Raw genomic sequence first — 14,813 nt, 5'->3', positions numbered from 1 at the left:
GACTTCTGCCCATGGTCGCGCGGGAGCGGCGACACCCGCGAGTCGGGAGCCCCCCGGTCCCCGGTCCCCCGGAGCCCCCGGTCACCCCGAGCCCGGGGCCCCTGCCATCTCCGCCGCGTCCGCCGCGTCCGCGGTCTCCGGCGGCTCCGCGGCCGCGGAGCGGCGCCGGTCGCGTACGGCGGTGAGCGTGCCGAGCAGTGCCATGCCCAGGCAGCCGAGCAGGACGACGGTGGACGACGCCTTCAGCATCGCCAGCCCGGACCCGGTGAGCAGTACGACCAGGGCCCAGCGCACCGTGGATCCCGCGACCCGGCTGGAGACCAGGGAGCCGAGCAGCACCCCGGGGATCGCCCCGATCAGGAGCGTCGCCGCGAGCCCCAGGTCGGCGTCGCCGACGAGCAGGTGGCCCAGGGCGGCCGCGGCCACCATCGGGATGGCCTGCACCAGGTCCGTGCCGACGAGGTGGTTGGCCTTGAGCCGGGGGTGGGCCAGCATCAGCATCACGATGATCAGGGAGCCCGAGCCGACCGAGGTCATCCCCACGATCACCCCGCCCACCAGCCCGATGAGCAGCGTGGCCACGGGCCGTACCGGGACCTGGGCGTCCTCGTCGGCGGTGCCGTCCGCGGCGGTACGGCGGCGGTCGAGCCACATCCGGGTGAGCATGCCCACGACGGCCAGCATCAGCGCCGTACCGACGACGTACTTGACGCGCTGCTGGAGGTCGTCGCCGTCGCCGAGCGCGCGGAGCAGGAACACCCCGCCGAAGGCGGCCGGGACCGCGGACGGCAGCAGCCACCGCACGATGTCCCAGCGCACGGTGCCGGCCCGCTGGTGCACCAGCGCGCCGAACGGCTTCATGAACACGGACGCGGCCAGGTCGCTGCCGATGGCGGCCGTCGGATTCACCCCGAACACCATCACCATGATCGGTGTCATGAGCGCTCCGCCGCCCATGCCGGTGAGCCCTACCGCGAAGCCGACCAGGGCACCCGCGATGACGATCGGAACGGTGGAATCCATGGTGGGGGACCTTAACCACCTTTCCTATGGGAAACGTATGGAACCGCCTCCCGCCCGGCTGAAACCGGGCTGAAGCCAGGCTGAACCGCCGCTGCCGCACGCTCTGCGGCATGACGACGAACGAACACGAACCCGAACACGAACTCGCGATCGCGGCCACCGGGCTGCGGAAGGCCTACGGGGACAGGACCGTCCTCGACGGCATCGACATCCGGGTGCCCGCCGGCACGGTCTTCTCGCTCCTCGGGCCCAACGGAGCGGGCAAGACCACGGCGGTCAACATCCTGTCCACGCTGATCGCCGCCGACGGCGGCGAGGCCCGGATCGCCGGGCACGACCTCACCGCCGAGGCCCAGGCGGTACGGGCCGCCATCGGGGTCACCGGCCAGTTCTCCGCCGTGGACTCGCTGATCACCGGCGAGGAGAACATGCTGCTCATGGCCGACCTGCACCACCTCCCCAGGCAGCGGGGACGGCAGGTCACCGCCGAACTGCTGGAGCGTTTCGACCTCACCGAGGCCGCGAGGAAGCCCGCCTCCACCTACTCCGGCGGCATGAAGCGCCGGCTCGACATCGCCATGACCCTGGTCGGCAGCCCGCGGATCATCTTCCTCGACGAGCCGACCACCGGACTCGACCCGCGCTCCCGCCACACCATGTGGCAGATCATCCGCGAGCTGGTCTCGGGCGGCACCACCGTCTTCCTCACCACCCAGTACCTGGACGAGGCCGACCAGCTCGCCGACCGCATCGCGGTGCTCAACGGCGGCCGGCTCGTCGCCGAGGGCAGCCCCGAGGAGCTGAAGCGGCTGGTGCCCGGAGGCCACGTACGGCTGAGGTTCTCCGACCCGGCGGTGTACGAGCGTGCGGCGACCGCGCTGCGCGAGACCACCCGGGACGACGAGGCCCTCGCCCTCCAGATCCCCAGCGGCGGCAGCCAGCGCGAGCTGCGCGCCATCCTCGACTGGCTGGACGCCGCCGGCGTCGAGGCCGAGGAGATGTCCGTGCACACCCCCGACCTGGACGACGTGTTCTTCGCCCTGACCGGCAACCCCGTGGCTTCCACCGACAAGGAGACCGTCCGATGAGCACCGCTTCCCACGCCCTGCGCGACAACCTCACCATGCTGCGGCGCAACCTCCTGCACGCCCGCCGCTACCCCTCCCTCACCCTGAACCTCCTGCTCACCCCGGTCATCCTGCTGCTGCTGTTCGTCTACGTCTTCGGCAACGTGATGAGCGCCGGCCTCACCGGCGGCCATGCCGACCGCTCCGAATACGTCGCCTACCTGGTCCCCGGCATCCTCTTCCTGACCGCCGCCATGACCTCGCTCGGCACCGCGGTGGCCGTGGCCACCGACATGACCGAGGGCATCATGGCCCGCTTCCGCACCATGGCGATCTCCCGCGCCTCGGTGCTGATCGGCCATGTCGTCGGCAGCGTGATCCAGACCATGACGGCCCTGGTCCTGGTCCTGGGCATCGGCGTGGCCATCGGGTTCCGGCCGAACGCGTCGCCGGTGGAGTGGCTCGCGGCGGCCGGGCTGATGGCCCTGGTCAGCCTCGCGCTCACCTGGCTCGCCGTCGGTATCGGCCTGATCAGCCCCAACGCCGAGGGCGCCAGCAACATCGGCACGCCGCTGGTGATGCTGCCGTTCCTGTCCAGCGCGTTCGTCCCGGTGGCCGCCATGCCGGGCTGGTTCCGCTGGTTCGCCGAGTACCAGCCGTTCTCGCCCTTCATCGAGACCCTGCGCGGTCTGCTGCTGGGCAGCGGGATCGGCACGAAGAACGCGCTGCTGGCCCTCGGCTGGGGCCTGGGGCTGACCGTGCTCGGCTACCTCTGGTCCAGGGCGCGGTTCAGCCGTGAGCCCCGGCAGTGAGCTCGTGCAGCGCCTGCCGGGCCGCCGGCCGCAGCTGATCCCGCCCCAGGGCCGCGTACCCCGACCTCGCGTCGGCGTACGCGGCCCCGTCCGCGTTCTCGGCCGCCTGCCGGGACCGCTCCGAGGACAGGGTGGGGAGGTCCCGCATCACCGGCAGCCGCTCCGCCAGCGCCAGCAGCCGTACCCCCGCCGGGTCGCCGGCCGCCAGCCCGGCGTAGCCGAGCGCCAGCAGCACCGAGCCGTACACCGGCAGTTCCAGCAGGTCCCCGGCGCCGGGGGCGCCGGACAGCATCCCGAGCAGCCGTTCCCGCAGCTGCCCGGCCAGCTCGGCCACCGGCTCCAGCCGGCCGTGCTGGGCGTGCGCGGCGAGCGCGGCCGCCTGCACCTGGAGGGACCACGAGTCCAGGAAGGGGTCGTCCGCGGCCAGCGCACCGGCCTGCCGGATCCCGGCCGCCGCCTGCCGCCAGAGGCCCAGCCCGACCTCGGTCAGCCCGCGGGCCAGGGCGATCTCCGCGCGGGCCTGGAGCAGTTCGGGTGTGAAGGTCCGGGCGGACTCCGGCCGCGCGTCCGGCGCGGCGCGGCCCAGCCAGTACTCGGCCTCGCCTATCTCCCCGCGCTGGAGACAGGCGGACACCAGCCCGTAGCGGACACCGATCGCGTCCGACCAGGTACCGGTGTCACTGAGCGCGTCCGCCGCCCGCAGATGGTCGTACGCCTCCGCACCGCGCTCCGTCTTCAGGCACAGCTCGCCGATCCGCCCATGGCCGAGCAGCAGCAGGATCGGATTGCCGAGCGGCGCCACCGCGGCCAGCATCCGGCGCGCGTAGCGGAGCGCGCGCTCCGTCTCGTACGCGGACTCCCACAGGTAGCTGGCGACGGCCGCCGCGATGCCCGCCAGCATGGGTTCGGCGGCCTCGCACAGCTCCTCCAGCCGCGCGAACCGCGGCGGCCGGATGTCCGGGATCGCGCACAGCACGGCGGCCAGGGCCCGCGGCACGGTGTCCGCCGGGACGGGCGGCAGGCGGCGCAGCGTGACGAGCTGGCGCACGGCGTGCGGGCCGTAGCCCATGAAGAGCCCGGCCGCGCACACCGCCGCCGCGCTGCGGGCCGCCTCCACGTCGGCGGGGTGCTCCGGGCGGAAGCGGGACAGCGGCCCGCCGGTCTCGGCGGCCAGGGTGACGAACCGGGTGTAGCTGTTGCCGACGGACCACAGGGAGGCCAGTACGGCGGTGACGGCGGCGGTGGCCGGCCCGTCCGCGCGGGCCAGAGCGTGCCGCAGCGCGAGCACGAGGTTGTCCTGCTCGGTACGGACCAGGTCGAAGCAGGACAGCGCGTCGGTGCCGTACATCCCGGTGTGGTGGGCCCGGCCGAAGTCCCGGGCCCAGGCGAGGAACCGGCCCGTCACGGCCTCGTCCTCACCCGCCTCGGCCCGCCGGGCGGCGCCGAACTCCCGCAGCGTCTCCAGCATGTGGAAGCGCACCCCGGCCGCGCTCTCGCCGACCTTGACCAGTGACTGACCGGCCAGCTGCTCCAGCAGATCCATCGCGTCGCCGTCGCCGTCGTCGTCCCCGCCGAGGCCCGCGCCGTCGCCGTCGGCGAGCACGTACTCCGCCGCGTCCGCGTCGAAGCCGCCGGGGAACACCGACAGCGCGCGGAGCGCCGCCCGTCCCTCGGGCTCCAGCAGGTTCCAGCTCCACTCGACCACCGCCCGCAGTGTGCGGTGCCGTTCGGGCGCGTCCCGGGCGCCGCCGCGCAGCAGCGCGAAACGGTCCCCGAGCCGGTGCGCGATGTCGGCCACGGAGAGCACCCGCACCCGGGCCGCGGCCAGCTCCACGGCCAGCGGCAGCCCGTCCAGATGACGGCAGATCTCGGCGACCCGGCCGGCGGGCAGCTCCACCCCCGGCCGGGCGGCCCGCGCCCGCTGCCCGAAGAGCTCCACCGAGGTCGCCAGGGACAGCTCCGGCAGGGCGTACACGGACTCCGAGGTCAGGCCGAGCGCGGCCCGGCTGGTGGCCAGCACGCGCAGTTCCCTCGACCGCGACACCAGGGCCTGTACGAGAGCGGACGCACCGGCGACGACGTGCTCGCAGTTGTCAAGGACCAGCAGCACGGGACCCGGACCCAGCGCGGCGACGATCCCGCTCACCGTGTCCTTGCCGCCGCCCGGCAGCGGGCGGCTCTCCCCGCCGCCGACGGCCGCGGCGACCTCGTCCGCCACGTCGCCGTCGGTGACACCGGCCAGGGTCACGAAGTGGACGACGGGCTGTTCGGCCGCCCGGCTCACCGCGTGCGAGAGCCGGGTCTTGCCGAGCCCGCCCGGCCCGACCACGGTGACCACCCGGGCGCTGCGCAGCAGCCCGGCCACGGCGGCGATGTCGGCCTCCCGGCCCAGCAGCGGGTTGGGTTCGTGCGGCACCCCGTGCCGGACCGGTGCCGCGTCCGCGCTGAGCAACTCCTGCTGGACGGCCCGGAGTCGGGGCCCCGGATCGCTCCCCAGCTCGTCCCGGAGCCGGCGCCGGTAGCCGTCGTAACGGGTCAGCGCCGCGGCCCGGCCGGCCCCTGCGGCCTCGCAGCGCAGCAGCTCCGCCAGCACCTCCTCGTCCCGCGGCAGCTCCCGGTTCAGCTCGGTCAGCGGCGCGGTGGCCTCCGCCCGCCGCCCCAGCCGGGCCAGCGCGAGGGCGTGCGAGCGCACCAACGCCCGGTGCGCCCGCGCCCGTTCGGCGCGCAGCGCCACCACCGGGTCGTGCGACTCCTCGTCCGCCGCGGCGCCCACGCTGCCGTCCCACAGCGCCAGCCCCGCCTCGGCCCGCGCCAGGGCGCCCTCGTGGTCCCCGGCCCGAGCCCGCTCGGCACTCGCCGCCTCGTGCGCCAGGAGCGCGGAACTGTCGACCTGTGTCTCGTCCAGCCCCAGCCGGTACCCCGTCGGCGTGCTCACGATCAGCTCGGCGCCCAGCTGCGACCTGAGCCGGGACACCAGGACCTGCACCGCCTTGCCCGGTCGCTCCGGCTGCTCGTCCGGCCACAGCCCCGCCACCAGCCGCCCGGTGCTGCATCCGGTGCGCAGGTCCTCCGCGAGCAGCGCCAGCAGCCCGCGCAGCCGGGGTGCGGTGATCTCCCGGCCCCGGCAGGCGACTCGGGACAGCAGGGTCAGCTCGGTGGTGTCGGTGGTCACCCGTGCAGAGTAAGGGGGCCCGCCGGCGCCCCGGCAGGGGCGCGGGGCTGTATGCATATGCGGCTCCGCCGCGTGGGCGCGACCAGCCACGACGGTGCCGCAGTCGGCACCCGGCATGTCGCGGCACTGCCGGCCGAGCGCTCAGTCGGAGGCGGAGCCTCGGCCGAAGGCCCGCTCGAAAGCCGCGGAGGCGGTTTCCTGGAGCCACTGGACGGCGGCCTTGGGGCTCGCGCCGAGCAGCTGCCGGCACTCCCCGCTCGGCGCCCGCCCGCCACCGGGCAGCTGCCCCGCGCACGCGGCGACCGGCCGGTACCCGTCGCGCGTGGGGTTGCCCCGCCACAGGCTCCGGCCGGGCAGGAAGGCGTACTCCAGGGAGGCTCGGGCCAGGTCCTTGAGCTCCGGGTACGTCAGGCCGTACGTCTCGGCCGCGTACCGGTACTCGTGGCTGATGTCGGTGCGGGAGACACCGGGGTCGTCGGTGGCCAGGACGACCGGCACCCGGTACGCCCGGTAGGTGTCGAAGGGATGCGCGGCGCCGCGCACACCGAGGATCTGGGCGTTGCTGGTGAAGGGCACCTCGACGGCGGTCTGCCGGGCGGCCATCGTCCGGGCCGTGCGCTGCCAGTCGTCCTCGTGGCGGAGGTCCACACCGTGGCCGACGCGCTCGGCTCCGGCGATGCCCACGGCTTCCCGGATGTGGAACCGTAGGTCCTCGGGCGGCACCAGTCCGGGCCGCAACTCGCCCGCGTGCAGCGTGACATGGGCTCTCGGGTAGACCGTGTGCAGGTAACTCACCATGTCCATCTGCTCGGTGTAGTCGGCGAGCGCGACGGGCCCGTCCTCGGGCTGGACGAGGTTGACGGCGAGGAAACGGGGATCGCGTTCGGCGAGCCGCATGCCGAGGGCCAGTTCGGTGAAGACGCGGGCCCGGGAATCGCCGCGGAAGGCCTGGTAGACGAACCGGACGGTGAGCCGGCAGCCGGGGCGGGGATGCGCGGTGCCGCAGCGGGCGGCGGCCCGGAACTCGGCGTCGGAGGCGTCCGTCGCCCTGCGCGCCTCGTCGACCACCTCGTCGAGCCGGCCGCCCTCGACCAGCCTGGCGTGCAGGGCGGCCGGGTCGGGGTCCCAGCCGACCTCGTCGGCGAGCCGCTCGGCGCGGTCGGAGGCCGGGTTGACCATGGTCTCCAGATACGACTGGTGCTGCGCCGCGACCGAGTCGGCGACCTCGGCGAGCACCTTGCCCGGGTGGAGCGCGGGTACCAGCCCGAACTTGTCGAACGTGGCGAAGAAGTGGTCGTGGCCGCTCCGGTTCGGCGGGAAGCCGTACATGGACCAGGCCCGCAGGATCGCCTCGCGGAAGTCACGGTCGCCGCGGGCGTCGGCGGCCGGCCGGGTGCCGGGGCCGCAGGGCGCTACGACGGCGGTCAGGGTCACCGTGTCGATGCACAGCCCCTCCTGGCCGGCGAGCGCGATCAGGTACTCGGTCCTGACCGCGCCGAAGAGGTGGTTGTGCAGGTCGCCGCCCTTGGGCAGCGCCAGAAAGAACCTGCGCAGCGACCGGGAGTCCGGGGCCTGGTCCCGCACCGACGCCAGGTAGGCGTCCGTGCGGGCCTCGCCGTCGGTCAGCGGGCGCGGGTGCGGGTGCGGTGCCGTCCGGGCCGCCCCGGCCGGTGCGGCGGCAAGGGCGGTCAGCAGGCAGCAGCAGAGCAGGGTGAGGGCGGCGGTGAGGGCGCGGGCCGGATACCGGCCGGATCCGACGGCGGGCGCCGTGCGGCGGGGGCGGCCGGCAGTGCGAGTGCCGTCGTGGATGGTCACGAGCCGATGATCATCAAGTCGCCCCGACCACGCCCCAACAGCCACGCGCCACACCCCACGGAGCCACCCGACCGGCCGCAACACCCCACGCCGGACGACCACCCCGCCTCGCGCCGTCCTGACCCACCTCACCCCGCGCCGCGCCGTCCTGGCCCACTTCATCCGGCCTCGCCCCGCCTCGCGCCGGACGACTGCCCCGCCCCGCGCCGCGCCGTCCTGGCCCACCTCACCCCGCCTCGCCCCGCCTCGCGCCGGACGACTGCCCCGCCCCGCGCCGCCTCGCGCCGTCCTGGCCCACCTCACCCCGCCCCGCGCCGTCCTGGCCCACCTCACCCGGTCTCGCCCCGTCCCGCCCCGTCCCGCGTCGTCCGGTCCTGCCCCCGTTGCCTCGCCCTGCCCGGCCTCACCCCGTCCCACCCCACCCTGGGGTGTGCGGGTCAGGTGTTGGTGGTCGGTGGGCGGGATGCCGTGATGACGTAGTAGTCCAGGAGGCCGTCGCGGTAGGACGGCAGGAAGTTGCGTGGCCACTGGACGGGCATGTCGACGCCGGCGAGGAAGCGGTCCAGGCCGGGCCAGACCTGGTCGCCGATCGACTCGGTCCGGACGTCGGTCAGGCCCGCGGTGCCGAGGGCGTCGACGAGGGCGGCCAGCGGGTGGGCCAGATCCAGGCCGGACGCGAAGCTCTCCAGCCGTGCGGCCAGTTCGCCGCCCGCGTCCTCGGCGCCGACCGGCAGGAAGAAGCTGGTGACGGCCAGCCGGCCGCCCGGCCGCAGCACGCGGGCGGCCTCGCGGGTGAACGCGGTCAGGTCCCGGAAGTGCTGGGCGGCCTCCACCGAGTACAGCCGGTCGAACCGGCCGTCCTCGAACGGCAGCCGTTCCGCCGCCCCGTGCGCGAAGCGGAGCCGCTCCGGTGCCCGCGCGAGCAGACCGGCGTTGGCCCGGCGGGCCCGCTCCAACTGCTCCGGGTGGATGTCCACACCGGTGACGGCGGCGAAACCGAACTCCTCCAGCGCGAGCGCGGCACCGATGCCCAGCCCGCAGCCGACCTCGACCGCGCGGGCGTCCGCACCGTCGAGGGCGCCGAGCACATGACGGTAGAGGTCGCGCTGGCTGCGTACCCGGTCCTCGGTGGTCAGCGGACGGTCGAGCGGAATCCCCGCCCAGTGGCCGAAGTTGATGAAACCGCCCGCGAACGCCGGTGCGGAGCTGAGGTCCTGGGGCCCGTAGACGGCACGCACGGCGGGCGCGACGGCGAGGTCGTGGATGCGGTCCACGTGATCTCCTTCTCGATGGCGAACGTTCCCGACCCGGACGTTCTCCCCCGGCCGGCGCCCGCTCAGTCCGCGTCGCCGTCCGGCGAAGCCCCCATCATCCGCAGCATCGCCCGGCCGCCGGTGCGCAGGAACCGCACGACCAGCGCGGCGGCCAGCAGCAGGAAGACGATGTTCAGGACGGTGGTGTAGTTCCAGCTGATCCCCTCGTCGGGGATCTTCGCGTCGGCCTGGTCGGGGATCAGCCCCAGCCCTCCGAAGACGAACTCCACCGCATAGCCGGCCACCACCATCGAGACGTAGAAGGTGCCCAGCAGGAACGCGGCGGTCCGGGCGCCGTAGTACTTCCGGTAGATGTTGAGGATCGGCAGGATCAGCAGGTCGGCGTAGATGAAGGCGATGACGCCGCCGAAGCTGATGCCGCCCTTCCAGAGCACCACGGCCAGCGGCACGTTGCCGATGGAGCAGACGAACGAGGCGATGGCCACCAGCGGCCCGATCAGCGGCCCCGTCAGCCTGGCCGCGAGCGGATGGCCGGCCAGGAAGAAGCTCCGCCAGAAGTCGTCCGGTACCCAGGCGGCGATCGCCCCGGCGATCAGCAGCCCCGCCACCAGGTCGCGCAGGATCGCCGCCCACTCCATGACGAAGATGTGGGAGACGGACGTGAACCCGTCCCGGGAGAGCAGCCGGCGCGCGAAACCGCCCTCGCCGCCCACGGACATGTCCATCGCCGCGTGCCCCTCCATGGAGCCCGCGAGCCCCCGGTCCGCCTGCTCCCGGGCCTGCCGCAACAGCCGCTCCCGCAGCAGGACACGGAACAGCACCGCGAGGACGACGATCATGATCGGGCCGCCGACGAACTCCGCCGCGGTGAACTGCCACCCCATCAGCAGGGCCAGGATCACGCCCAGTTCGATCACGAGGTTGGTGGAGGCGATCTCGAAGGCCATCGCCGCGGTGAAGTTCGCGCCCTTGCGGAACAGGGAGCGGGCGAGGGCGACGGCGGCGTAGGAGCAGGACGAGGAGGCCGCGCCGAACCCCGCGGACAGCGCGAGCGTACGCGGCCGGTCGTCGCCGAGCAGCCGTACGACCGTCTCCCGGCGCACCACGGCCTGCACGACCGCGGAGAGCGTGAAGCCGAGGATCAGCGCCCAGGTGATCTCCCAGGTCATCGACCCCGCGATGGAGAGCGCGTGCCCGACCGCATGCATGCCGTCCGCCCTTCGCAGCCGACCACGACCATCCGTTTATATACCCCTGGTGGGTATGAGGCCAGTGGTGCCGCGCCGCCGCCCCGCTACCTGCGTGAGCCGCACCCCGGGCAGAAGGCCGCCCCTTCCGGTATGGCCGCGGAGCAGGAGGAACACCGGTCGGACTGGGCCAGTTGATGGCCGCACCCCGGGCAGAAGGCCGCTCCGCGGGTCTCGGTACGGCAGTGCGGGCAGACCAGCTGGCGGGGCGTGCTGGGGTCGTAGCCCTGCCCGGCCTGCTGGCCCGCGGCGTACGCGCGTTGCGAGGCCATGTCGTTGAGACCGCGCTGCTGGGCCGCCATCGCCTCGGCCGCCGTGTCCGGGGCGCAGCGCAGGCACAGCCCCTGGGCCGCGTTCCAGCAGCGGCCGCACACGTAGTCGGTGCAGCGCGCACAGCGGTTGAAGTGCCCCTGCGCGTTGTCGATCGCCCGCTGGAACGCGTCGTCGCGGGCCCGGCCGTAACCGGCCCCCGCAAGCCCTTCGGCCGCCGACGACAGCCCGGTGCCGGTACGGCCGAGCAGCCCCCAGGCCACGTCGGCCCCCTTGCGGACCCAGGTGGCGGCCCGCTCCCCGGTGTAGGGCTCGAACGGCGAACGCCAGGTGTCGTAGCAGCGCGAGCAGGAGAACTCGAACTGGAACCCCGCGCCGGTCCCGTTGCGTTCGCACAGGTCCCGGTAGTTGTTGCTGAAGTAGATCTCGGCGCTCATGTGGTCCCCCCACAGGTCAGGCCATCGGCACACACATGCCGTACGACGCTGGAGAAACGGTACTGGTTCTGGCCAAAGCCGCCGAGTTCAGGCCATGGCTCCGATCCGGGCACCGCCACCGCGTCGGCTCAGTCGCGGGAGTTGCCGAACAGCAGGCGGTAGCCGATCAGCAGGACCAGGGAGCCGCCGATCGCCGCGCCCCAGGTGTAGAGGTCGAAGAAGTGGTTCTCGACCGGGCGGTCGAGGAAGCGGGCGGAGAGCCAGCCGCCCACGAAGGCGCCCGCGACCCCGATGAGGGTGGTGCCGATCAGGCCGCCCGGGTCGCGGCCGGGCAGCAGGACCTTGGCGATCCCGCCGGCGAGCAGGCCGAGGACTATCCAGCCGATGATGCCCACGGTGTTCTCCTCCAGGGGTGCGGATCGTTCGTCTGCGTCAGCGTAGGGACGGCCGCACCGCTGTGACGAGGGCGTATGCGCGGTTGCCGCACGGTCGTCGAGGTCCTGTTGCCCGATCCGGACATTGCGTGCGGGGCGGTGCTCCGGCAGCCCCGGGGTCCCTGCACCGGCCCATACACTGGGTCGGCGCGTGTGCGGGCGCGGTGACCAGAGGCGGGACGGGAGAGGACTGTGGCGGAGAACGCCGGTGGCTTGGAGGACCCCTCCGCCGAGGTGCTGACGGAGGCGGCCGCCGTGTTCGGGCTGCTCGCGTCCTCGGCCCGGCTGCACCTGATGTGGGCGCTGGCCCAGGGCGAGAGCGATGTCACGCATCTGGCCGACCGGGTGGGCGGTGCCCTGCCCGCGGTCAGCCAGCACCTCACCAAGCTCAAGCTCGCCGGGCTGGTGCGCTCCCGCCGTGAGGGCCGCAGGCACGTCTACTACGTCGACGACCCCGACATCGTGACGGTGCTGCGGGTGATGGTCGGCCAGCTGACCGCGCGCTCGCACCAGACCGGCGCACCGGTGCACCGACTGCACGGGACCGGTGGCTGAGACCACCGCGGCCTCGGGACCCTCGGGACAGGACGCCGCCGGGAGACCCGGGTCGGGCCGCTCCGTACCCACCGTGCTGGAAGTGCTGCGCTCACTGGACAGCGGCCCGCGCGGACTGACGGAGGCCGAGGCCGGGCAGCGGCTGGCCCGCTGGGGCGAGAACACGCTCCCGCAGCGGCGCGAACCCTCCTGGCCCCGGCTGCTCGTGCGCAGTCTGCGCGACCCGTTCACCGCGGTGCTCGCATGTCTCGGCCTGGTGTCGGCGGCCGTGTTCGCCTGGGGCACCGCCACGGTGATCCTCCTCCTGGTCGTGGTCAGCTGTGTGCTGCGGGCGTCCGGGGAGCACCGGGCCGACCGGTCCACGGCCGCCCTGCGCGAGCTGGTCGCCACCACCGCCACCGTGCTGCGGCGCGCCGACCAGGACGCGCCGCCGACCGCGCGCGAGATCCCGGTGGACGAGCTGGTCCCCGGCGACGTGGTGCGGCTGGGGCCGGGCGACCTGGTCCCGGCCGACGTACGGCTGCTGCGGTCGAGCGGGCTGACCGTGCACCAGTCCGCGCTGACCGGGGAGTCCGCGCCGGTCCCGAAACGCGCCGCCGACGACCGGGCGCCGGGCACCGGGACCGGCGGGTCCGGGCCGTCGCAGTCCTGCTTCCAGGGCAGCAGCGTCGCCTCCGGCAGCGCCACCGCGGTCGTCACCGCGACCGGTGCCCGGACCCTGCTGGCAGCCGGCCACGGGCCCGGCGCGGACCGGCCCCGGGACAGTGCCTTCGACCGTTCCGTGCACGGCGTCTCCTGGATCCTGATCCGGTTCATGCTGCTCACCCCGCCGCTGGTGCTGATGAGCAACGCCGCGCTGCGCGGCCGCGGTCTGGAGACGCTGCCGTTCGCCGTCGCGGTGGCGGTCGGGCTGACCCCGGAGACGCTGCCGGTCCTCGTCACCACCTGCCTGGCCCGCGGTGCCGCCCTGCTGGCCCGCGCCCACGGGGTGATCGTCAAGAGGCTGCCCGCCCTGCACGACATCGGCGCCGTCGACGTGCTGTGCGTGGACAAGACCGGCACCCTCACCCAGGACCGGCCGCTCGTCGCCGGCGCGCTCGGACCGGACGGCCGGGACGACCCCGAGGTCCTGCACTGGGCCGCCGTCAACGCCTGGTGGACCCTGCAACTCGCCGAGCTGCCGGAACCCGACGCCCTCGACGAGGCGCTGCTGGACGCGGCCGACGAGGACGCGCTGACGGCGTACGAGGGGACGGCGGTCGTTCCCTTCGACCCGGTACGCCGGCTGGCCACCGCCGTGATCCGCACCCCGGGCCGGCTCGGCGGCCACACCCTGGTCGTCAAGGGGGACGTCGAAGCCGTCCTCGACCGCTGCCGGCTCGACGGGGACGAGCGCGAGCGGCTGCGCGTGCTCGCCGCCGGGGCCGCCGCCGACGGTCTGCGGGTCCTGGCCGTCGCCACCGCCGAACGCCCCGCACGCACCCGGGAGTACACCCCGGCCGACGAACGCGGCCTCGCCTTCCGCGGCCTGGTCACCCTCCGGGACGCCCTCGCGCCCACCGCCGCCGACGCGCTCGCCGTCCTGGCCGGCCAGGGGGTCACCGTCAAGATCCTCACCGGCGACCATCCGGGCACCGCCGCCCGCGCCTGCCGCGACCTCGGCGTCCCCGTCGGCGAGAACGGACTGCTCACCGCCGACCGCCTCGACGGGGTGAGCGACGCCGAACTGTCCGCACTCGTCAGCCGTACGACGGTCTTCGCCCGCTGCACCCCGGCTCACAAGGCCCGGATCACCGAGGCGCTGCGCGCCGCCGGGCACACGGTCGGCTTCCTGGGGGACGGCGTCAACGACCTGCCCGCGGTGCGCGCCGCCGATGTCGGGATCGCTCCGCGGGGCGCCGCCGACGTGACCCGCGAGGCCGCCGACGTGGTGCTCGCCGAGAAGGACCTGACGGCCGTCGCCCACGCCATCGCCGCCGGACGGTACGCGGGCGGGAACATCGCCACGTACCTGCGCATCACGCTCTCCTCCAACCTCGGCAACGTGATCGCCATGCTCTCCGCGGGCCTGCTGCTGCCCTTCCTGCCGATGCTCCCGGCTCAGGTCCTGATCCAGAACCTGTGCTTCGACGCGGCCCAGCTGGCCTACGTCCACGACCGCCCGCACCCCTCCGCGCTGGACCGCCCGACCGTGCTGAGGCCACGCGAACTCCTGCGCTTCATCACCGGCTTCGGACTGCTCAACGCGGTCGCCGACCTCGCCACCTTCGGCGTCCTCGCCTTCGCCCTGCACGGTCCCGGGACCGGGGACGACCAGGCCATCTTCCATTCGGGCTGGTTCACCGAGAACCTGCTCACCCAGGCCCTGGTGATGCTGCTGCTGCGCGAGGGCCGGCTCTGGGCACAGGGCCGCAAGCCCGGTTCCGTCGCCTGGGCCGCGGCCGCGCTGGCCGCCGTGGGCCTGCTGCTGCCGCCCTCGCCGCTGGGCCCGCAGCTCGGCCTGACCGCCCTGTCCCCGGCGTACTACCTGCTGCTCACCGCGGTCCTCGCGCTCTACGCCGTCGCGGTCCTGGCCGCCAGAGCCCGCTACGAACGACGCCGTGCGCAGAAGGCCGGTGGGGGCGGGTCGCACAGTTCCCCGCGCCCCTGAAAGACGGGCGCTGCGCTGAGCGCCCCTTCAGGGGCGCGGGGAACTGCGCGAGTGACC

Annotated in this window: 11 protein-coding genes; 4 read left to right on the top strand and 7 right to left on the bottom strand. The window is 74.2% G+C overall.

Translation table 11 applies throughout. The annotated features are described in order from the left end of the window. Positions 1–81 precede the first annotated feature (81 nt). A complete protein-coding gene (locus tag IEZ11_RS15180) occupies positions 82–1,023 on the bottom strand; it encodes a sulfite exporter TauE/SafE family protein (protein WP_189263256.1) in 942 nt (313 codons plus the stop codon). A 110-nt stretch (positions 1,024–1,133) separates the two neighbouring features. Between IEZ11_RS15180 and IEZ11_RS15175 the strand changes: the two genes are divergently transcribed. Both IEZ11_RS15175 and IEZ11_RS15170 read left to right on the top strand, forming a co-directional pair. Further along, positions 1,134–2,111, top strand: coding sequence for an ATP-binding cassette domain-containing protein (locus IEZ11_RS15175; RefSeq protein ID WP_189263255.1), 978 nt, complete (start codon positions 1,134–1,136; stop codon positions 2,109–2,111). Continuing rightward, complete coding sequence (locus tag IEZ11_RS15170) at positions 2,108–2,902, top strand: ABC transporter permease (RefSeq protein WP_189263254.1); 795 nt, start codon at positions 2,108–2,110, stop codon at positions 2,900–2,902. Before IEZ11_RS15175 ends, IEZ11_RS15170 begins: the two co-directional genes overlap by 4 nt. Here IEZ11_RS15170 and IEZ11_RS15165 read toward each other — a convergent pair. The 6 genes from IEZ11_RS15165 to IEZ11_RS15140 form a co-directional block, all read right to left on the bottom strand. Then, complete coding sequence (locus tag IEZ11_RS15165; protein ID WP_229713027.1) at positions 2,880–6,074, bottom strand: ATP-binding protein; 3,195 nt, start codon at positions 6,072–6,074, stop codon at positions 2,880–2,882. The genes IEZ11_RS15170 and IEZ11_RS15165 overlap by 23 nt on opposite strands. Before the next feature lie 141 nt (positions 6,075–6,215). After that, complete coding sequence (locus tag IEZ11_RS15160) at positions 6,216–7,883, bottom strand: adenosine deaminase family protein (protein WP_373294918.1); 1,668 nt, start codon at positions 7,881–7,883, stop codon at positions 6,216–6,218. A 443-nt stretch (positions 7,884–8,326) separates the two neighbouring features. Then, on the bottom strand, positions 8,327–9,163 hold the full coding sequence (locus IEZ11_RS15155; RefSeq protein ID WP_189263251.1) for a class I SAM-dependent methyltransferase: 837 nt from the start codon (positions 9,161–9,163) through the stop codon (positions 8,327–8,329). A 62-nt stretch (positions 9,164–9,225) separates the two neighbouring features. Beyond that, on the bottom strand, positions 9,226–10,371 hold the full coding sequence (locus IEZ11_RS15150) for a permease (RefSeq protein WP_189263250.1): 1,146 nt from the start codon (positions 10,369–10,371) through the stop codon (positions 9,226–9,228). A gap of 86 nt (positions 10,372–10,457) precedes the next feature. Further along, positions 10,458–11,117, bottom strand: a complete 660-nt coding sequence (locus IEZ11_RS15145; protein WP_189263249.1) for a zinc ribbon domain-containing protein — start codon at positions 11,115–11,117, stop codon at positions 10,458–10,460. Between the two features lie 128 nt (positions 11,118–11,245). Then, a complete protein-coding gene (locus IEZ11_RS15140) occupies positions 11,246–11,512 on the bottom strand; it encodes a GlsB/YeaQ/YmgE family stress response membrane protein (RefSeq protein WP_189263248.1) in 267 nt (88 codons plus the stop codon). A 231-nt stretch (positions 11,513–11,743) separates the two neighbouring features. Between IEZ11_RS15140 and IEZ11_RS15135 the strand changes: the two genes are divergently transcribed. Continuing rightward, positions 11,744–12,106, top strand: coding sequence for an ArsR/SmtB family transcription factor (locus tag IEZ11_RS15135; protein ID WP_189263247.1), 363 nt, complete (start codon positions 11,744–11,746; stop codon positions 12,104–12,106). After that, positions 12,099–14,756: a magnesium-translocating P-type ATPase gene (mgtA, locus tag IEZ11_RS15130; protein ID WP_189263246.1), complete on the top strand. Its 2,658-nt coding sequence runs from the start codon at positions 12,099–12,101 to the stop codon at positions 14,754–14,756. Before IEZ11_RS15135 ends, mgtA begins: the two co-directional genes overlap by 8 nt. The last annotated feature ends 57 nt before the right edge of the window (positions 14,757–14,813 follow it).

This window comes from Streptomyces fuscichromogenes, from assembly GCF_014645815.1.
GTDB classification, from domain to species: Bacteria; Actinomycetota; Actinomycetes; order Streptomycetales; family Streptomycetaceae; genus Streptomyces; species Streptomyces fuscichromogenes.
This window is presented reverse-complemented; position numbering and strand designations above follow the sequence as displayed.

Bases quoted from the DNA above. Each gene is read 5' to 3' on its own strand.
- IEZ11_RS15175 (WP_189263255.1), top strand. From the start codon at position 1,134: ATGACGACGAACGAACACGAACCCGAACACGAACTCGCGATCGCGGCC.
- IEZ11_RS15170 (WP_189263254.1), top strand. From the start codon at position 2,108: ATGAGCACCGCTTCCCACGCCCTGCGCGACAACCTCACCATGCTGCGG.
- IEZ11_RS15145 (WP_189263249.1), bottom strand. From the start codon at position 11,117: ATGAGCGCCGAGATCTACTTCAGCAACAACTACCGGGACCTGTGCGAA.
- IEZ11_RS15150 (WP_189263250.1), bottom strand. From the start codon at position 10,371: ATGCATGCGGTCGGGCACGCGCTCTCCATCGCGGGGTCGATGACCTGG.
- IEZ11_RS15180 (WP_189263256.1), bottom strand. From the start codon at position 1,023: ATGGATTCCACCGTTCCGATCGTCATCGCGGGTGCCCTGGTCGGCTTC.